This window comes from Variovorax sp. P4_D9 (genome assembly GCF_056401695.1).
Genome location: NZ_JBFUIU010001200.1, coordinates 1 through 2093 on the forward strand (window position 1 = coordinate 1; position 2093 = coordinate 2093).

Consider the following 2093-nt stretch of genomic DNA (forward strand, 5'->3'; position numbering starts at 1 on the left):
CAACTACGGCACCCACACCCACCCGGAGGTTCAAGCCTGGCTCGCCAAGCACCCGCGGTTCGTCATGCACTTCACGCCCACCAGCGCCTCGTGGCTSAACATGGTCGAGCGCTTCTTCCGCGACATCTCGGAGAACCGCATCCGGCGCGACAGCTTCACCAGCGTGCCCGAACTGGAACTGGCCATCGATCTGTACGTGGCCCACCACAACGCCAACCCCAAGCCGTTTATCTGGACCAAGAGCGCGACCGACATCCTGGCCAAGGTCACGCGAGCCAAGGCCGCACTGGCAAGGCGTACACGATAAGTACATATCTGAGTGGCGCACTACACTAGCCCTCCATCGAGGCGACTGAACGTGCGCTACGCATAAGGCCCAGTGACTCGGAACGGCCAGGACCCGACGGTCGCGACCGACAGCTTCAAGGCGGTTGAGTCGCCCTCGGACGGCCTGCAACCGCCTGAGTCCCTTACATCGTCTTCGCAAGCCAGGCGAGAACGTCGCGCTGCACCTCGTCGCGGTTGGTTTCGTTCAGCACTTCGTGACGGGCGCCGGGGTAGTAGTGCGTCTCGATGCGAGTCAAGCCGAGCGCGTTGTAGCGCTCCACCAGCCGCCGAGTGCCGACCAGGTTCTCGCCGACCGGGTCGAGCTCGCCCTGAATGACGAGCACCGGCAGGGTCTTCGGGATGCGCGCCTCGAGGTCCGGGTCGCGCATGCGTGCGAAGCCAACAAAGATGTCGCGCGCAAGCTCATTCGTAACGCGAAGCCCGAGAGCGGATCTGTCGTGTACTTCTTGACCTCGTCGGCATCGCGGCTTAGCCACTCGAAGCCGGTCGTTCCGTTGAATGGCTTGTTGAAGTCCCTGAACAGGCCGGCCCAGATAGCGGAATCGCCCAGCGGATCTCTTTGCACGGCCTCGTTCAGCGCGTCGATCAATGCCGCAGGTGGCGGTGGCCTGTATGACGTGCCGCTGAGAATCAGCCCGTCCAGCAGGTCGGCGCGGCGCTCGATGTAGTCCTGCGCCATGAACGAGCCGAGGCTGTGGCCGAAAAGTACAAGCTTGGCGCCCGGGTGGGCAGTCCGCAGCCGTTGACTGAACGCGATCTCGTCTTCAACCATGCGGTTCCAGGCGTCGGGGCCGGCGTCGCCGGTTTTGCCGGAGCGCAGCCGCGTGCGGCCGTGACCGCGATGATCGGTGGCGTAGACCGCGTAGCCGCTGGCCACGGCAAGCTTCGCGAAGCGGTCGTAGCGGCTGCTGTGCTCGGCTGCCCCGTGCACCACCTGCAATACCGTCTTGGGCGTACCAGCGGGCAGCCATCGGCGGTAGGAGACGCGCGTGCCGTCGTCGGCGCTGAACTGCTGCCAGTCGGCTGCGTCGCCGATCGGCGTGGCGCATCCGGCGAGCACGGCTGAGCCGGCCGCCATCACCATTTGACGTCGAGTTGCGTTCATGGGGACTCCTGGAGTTGTGCGTGCAAACGCCGCCCGCCATGTCAGTTTAGTTTGACGCAGCACCGTTGCGCGCCTGACGTTTGCGTACACCCGGACCCGGCCAATTCCCGACGTTCGCGGAAGACCGCAGTGCGGTAGCCCTCTGGCACTCGCCTATTGGATCAACCGATTCGCGCGCACAAGCATCGCCTGCGGGATCGTGAGGCCGAGCTCTTTGGCGGTCTTAAGGTTGATGACGAGTTCAAACCGGGTCGGTTGCTCGACAGGAAGATCGGCCGGATGGGCACCCTTTAGGATTCGGTCTACGTACCCGGCAGCGCGCCGATAAATCTCATCGGAACTGGCCGAATAGGCCATGAGCGCGCCAGCGTCCGCGTATTCGGCGGCTTCGAACATGCTCGGGATCCCATGCTTGAGCGCCAGATTCGCGATCCGCGCGCGTTCCCGGAAAAAGTGGGGGCCTTGAAGTCCGAGCACGGCCTCCTCCTTGTCTCTGGCCATGGCGTCGAAGGCGCTGTCGAGGAGCTCCGAACCTCCAGTGTCAACGTCATAGACATGGAGCTGAAGACCAAGACGATCGGCCACCGCCTCAACCTCACTGACCATTTTCATTCGAAGCGGATGCGTAGGGTAAGCGAGG

Annotated in this window: 2 protein-coding genes and 1 pseudogene; 1 reads left to right on the forward strand and 2 read right to left on the reverse strand. The window is 63.8% G+C overall.

Translation table 11 applies throughout. The annotated features are described in order from the left end of the window. The coding region (locus tag AC1DY5_RS52950) for a transposase (RefSeq protein ID WP_478122237.1) at positions 1-307 on the forward strand (307 nt) is incomplete at its 5' end. A gap of 163 nt (positions 308-470) precedes the next feature. Here AC1DY5_RS52950 and AC1DY5_RS52955 read toward each other — a convergent pair. Together AC1DY5_RS52955 and AC1DY5_RS52960 are read right to left on the reverse strand one after the other, a co-directional pair. After that, a pseudogene (locus AC1DY5_RS52955) lies at positions 471-1453 on the reverse strand (alpha/beta fold hydrolase). 153 nt (positions 1454-1606) lie between these two features. After that, positions 1607-2093 (reverse strand): ABC transporter substrate-binding protein (locus tag AC1DY5_RS52960; protein ID WP_478122238.1); only part of this gene is annotated, 487 nt, incomplete at its 5' end.